This is a genomic window from Streptomyces sp. BR123, assembly GCF_013401435.1.
In the GTDB taxonomy this organism is placed as follows: Bacteria; Actinomycetota; Actinomycetes; order Streptomycetales; family Streptomycetaceae; genus Streptomyces.
Genome location: NZ_JACBGN010000457.1, coordinates 1 through 3,746, shown reverse-complemented (window position 1 = coordinate 3,746; position 3,746 = coordinate 1). Strand labels below are relative to the sequence as shown.

Here is a 3,746-nt window from a genome sequence, read left to right as displayed (position 1 = left end):
CGGCCGCCCCCGTCGCCCCGCTGATCCCCCGGGTCGGCATCGGCACCGACGTGCACGCCTTCGAGACCGGCCGCGAGCTGTGGTGCGCCGGCCTCCTGTGGGAGGGGGAGGACGGCCTCGCCGGGCACTCCGACGGCGACGTCGCCGCCCACGCCGCCTGCGACGCCCTCTTCTCCGCCGCCGGCGTCGGCGACCTCGGCGCGCACTTCGGCACCTCCCGCCCCGAGTGGTCCGGCGCCGCCGGCGTCACCCTTCTGGCGGAGGCCGCCCGGATCGTCCGCGCCGAGGGCTACGAGATCGGCAACATCGCCATCCAGGTGATCGGCGTACGCCCGAAGATCGGCAAGCGGCGCGACGAGGCGCAGAAGGCGCTCTCCGAGGCCGCCGGCGCGCCGGTGTCGGTCTCCGGCACCACCACCGACGGGCTGGGGCTGACGGGCCGTGCCGAGGGCCTCGCCGCGATCGCCACCGCCCTCGTCCACCGGACGAACCGGGGCTGAGCACCCCGAACTGCCGCGAGACGGCCGTTGCGCATGCCGCCGCTGCGGCAGCAGAGCCGCCCCGCGCCCCGAAAGGGGTCGCGGGGCACTGCCGGCGGCCCACTACCCTGGATGCCGTGACTATTCGCCTGTACGACACCAGCGCCCGGCAGATCCGCGACTTCACCCCCCTCAAGCCGGGATGTGTCTCGATCTACCTCTGTGGTGCCACCGTGCAGGCGGCCCCGCACATCGGGCACATCCGCTCCGGCCTCAACTTCGACATCATGCGCCGCTGGTTCGAGTACCGCGGCTACGACGTCACCTTCATCCGGAACGTCACCGACATCGACGACAAGATCATCTGGAAGGGCGGCGAGCAGAACCGCCCCTGGTGGTCCATCGGCTACGAGAACGAGCGCGCCTTCAACACCGGCTACGACGCCCTGGGCTGCCTGCCGCCCACGTACGAGCCCCGCGCCACCGGCCACGTCACCGAGATGGTCGAGATGATGCGCGGCCTCATCGAGCGCGGCCACGCCTACGAGGCGGACGGCAGCGTCTACTTCGACGTGCGCTCGTACCCCGAGTACCTGAAGCTCTCCAACCAGGAGCTGGACAACCTCATCCAGCCCGCCGAAGAGGGCATCAGCGGCAAGCGCGACCCCCGCGACTTCGCCATGTGGAAGGCGTCGAAGCCCGGCGAGCCCGACTGGGAGACCCCGTGGGGCCGCGGCCGTCCCGGCTGGCACCTGGAGTGCTCGGCCATGGCGCACAAGTACCTCGGCAGCGCCTTCGACATCCACGGCGGCGGCCTCGACCTGATCTTCCCGCACCACGAGAACGAGATCGCCCAGGCCAAGGCCTTCGGCGACGACTTCGCCCAGTACTGGGTTCACAACGCCTGGGTCACCATGTCCGGCGAGAAGATGTCCAAGTCCCTGGGCAACTCGGTGCTCGTCTCCGAGATGGTCAAGAACTGGCGCCCCATCGTCCTGCGCTACTACCTCGGCACCCCGCACTACCGCTCGATGATCGAGTACAGCGAGGAAGCCCTGCGCGAGGCCGAGTCGGCGTTCGCGCGCATCGAGGGCTTCTGCCAGCGCGTCGTGGAGAAGGCCGGCAAGGCCGTCGAGCCGGCCGCCGAGGTCCCGCCGGCCTTCGCCGAGGCCATGGACGACGACCTGGGCGTCCCGCAGGCGCTCGCCATCGTCCACACCACCGTCCGCCAGGGCAACAGCGCGCTCGCCGCCGACGACAAGGACGCGGCCGTCGCACGCCTGTCGGAGGTGCGGGCCATGCTGGGCGTGCTCGGCCTGGACCCCCTGGACGAGCGCTGGTCGCAGGAGTCCGACCGGGGCGCCGAGCTCCACGGGGCCGTCGACACCCTCGTCCGTCTGGTCCTGGAGCAGCGCGAGTCGGCGCGGGCCCGCAAGGACTGGACCACCGCCGACGCCATCCGCGACCAGCTCCAGCAGTCGGGCCTGGTCATCGAGGACAGCCCGTCCGGGCCGCGCTGGACGCTCGCCCCGCGCTGACCGCACCCGGCCTGACCGGCCACATTGTGCCGCCCGGGGCACCGGGCGGCACACTCTTCATACGTACGTAACGCAGCACCAACGAAAACAGGTAGAGGTCATGGCCGGGAACAGCCAGCGCAGGAACCGCCGCACGTCCAACAAGAAGGGCGCGACGGTCGGCAGCGGTGGTCAGCGGCGCAAGGGCCTGGAGGGCAAGGGCCCCACGCCCAAGGCCGAGGACCGCAAGGGCCACAAGGCCTTCCGCATGGCCAACGCCGCCGCCAAGGCGGCCGCGCGCCGCCGCCCCGCGCCCCGCCGCGGCGGCGTCAAGGGCCAGAGCGAGATGGTCGTCGGCCGCAACCCGGTCTTCGAGGCGCTGCGCGACGGCGTGCCCGCCACCACCCTGTACGTCCAGCAGTTCATCGACAACGACGAGCGCGTCCGCGAGGCCCTCCAGCTCGCCGGGGCCCGCGGCAACATCAACCTGATGGAGGCCCCGCGCCCCGAGCTCGACCGGATGACCGGCGGCCTCAACCACCAGGGCCTCGTCCTGCAGGTCCCGCCGTACGAGTACGCGCATCCCGAGGACCTCACCGAGGCCGCCCACGACAACGGCGAGCAGCCGCTGATCGTCGCCCTCGACGGGGTCACCGACCCGCGCAACCTCGGCGCGATCGTCCGTTCCGTCTCCGCCTTCGGCGGCCACGGCGTGGTCATTCCCGAGCGCCGCGCCGCCGGTATGACCGCCGGCGCCTGGAAGACCTCCGCCGGTACCGCCGCGCGCACCCCGGTCTCCCGCGTCACCAACCTGACCCGCGCCCTCCAGGACTACAAGAAGGCCGGGCTGACCGTCGTCGGCCTCGCCGCCGAGGGCGAGCAGAGCGTCGCCGACCTCGACGCCCTGGCGGGCCCCGTCGTCATCGTCGTCGGCTCCGAGGGCAAGGGCCTCGGCCGGCTCGTCGGCGAGACCTGCGACTTCCTCGTGCGCATTCCGATGCCGGGCGGCGCCGAGTCGCTCAACGCCGGTGTCGCCGCGGGCGTCGTGCTGTACGAGGCGGCCCGCCGCCGGGGCTGACCGCCCGTCCGGAGCGCCGCCGTTGATCCACTTGGCTCGCGGAGAGTGACCCGTGAGCGTGCCACCCCGCCCATTTCGGGCGGGGTGGCTTGATCTTGACGCGTCTCGGACACATCCCTGCCGTCAAGGCAGTGTCCTAAGCACTGATCACTCGGTTAGATGAGTGTGGACACCAGAACGTCAGGGTTCGACGACCAGCCCGCGCTGAGCATGGTCAAGGTGCCGTGCGACCCCGCACAGGTCATCGTCAACCACGCCAGCTTCCGCGTGCGGCTCGCACCGAGCCCGAGCGCGCGTTCCAAGCCCGCGAACACCCCCGGCCGGATGCCCGTCCTCGGCGGCGCCGTCACCGCCGCCGCCGGAGCCGCCGCCCGCCGTCGCAGGGCCCCCGTCGTCTGGAGCGGCAAGTCCGCCCCCGGTGACCCCGCCGCCATGGGCGGACTGCTCCAAGCCGTACGCCAACACGGCCGCGGCCACGACGACCACGATCACGACTACGACTACGCGTACGGCGACACCGACGCGGGCGCGACCCAGGTCATCCCCCGCGTGGACCTCGCCCACGGTCTCGGCGACGACACCGTCCCCACCCCCACCGTCATCGGCCAGCGCCGGTACGGCGACCCGGACGAGACCCGCTCCTTCGCCCCCGTGCGGGACCTGCCCCACGGC

General features: G+C 72.3%; 3 protein-coding genes and 1 pseudogene. All 4 read left to right on the top strand.

From position 1 onward, the window contains the following. A partial coding sequence (gene ispF, locus HYE82_RS34905) for a 2-C-methyl-D-erythritol 2,4-cyclodiphosphate synthase (protein ID WP_256988119.1) occupies positions 1 to 500 on the top strand: 500 nt, incomplete at its 5' end. Between the two features lie 116 nt (positions 501 to 616). Next, positions 617 to 2,017: a cysteine--tRNA ligase gene (cysS, locus tag HYE82_RS34900; RefSeq protein ID WP_179178240.1), complete on the top strand. Its 1,401-nt coding sequence runs from the start codon at positions 617 to 619 to the stop codon at positions 2,015 to 2,017. A 100-nt stretch (positions 2,018 to 2,117) separates the two neighbouring features. Continuing rightward, complete coding sequence (rlmB, locus tag HYE82_RS34895) at positions 2,118 to 3,074, top strand: 23S rRNA (guanosine(2251)-2'-O)-methyltransferase RlmB (protein WP_179178239.1); 957 nt, start codon at positions 2,118 to 2,120, stop codon at positions 3,072 to 3,074. Positions 3,075 to 3,233: 159 nt separating this feature from the next. Then, positions 3,234 to 3,746 (top strand): annotated as a pseudogene (locus HYE82_RS38740) (hypothetical protein); the annotation flags it as partial.

Coding starts and splice junctions, on each gene's coding strand:
- rlmB (WP_179178239.1), top strand. CDS start 2,118: ATGGCCGGGAACAGCCAGCGCAGGAACCGCCGCACGTCCAACAAGAAG.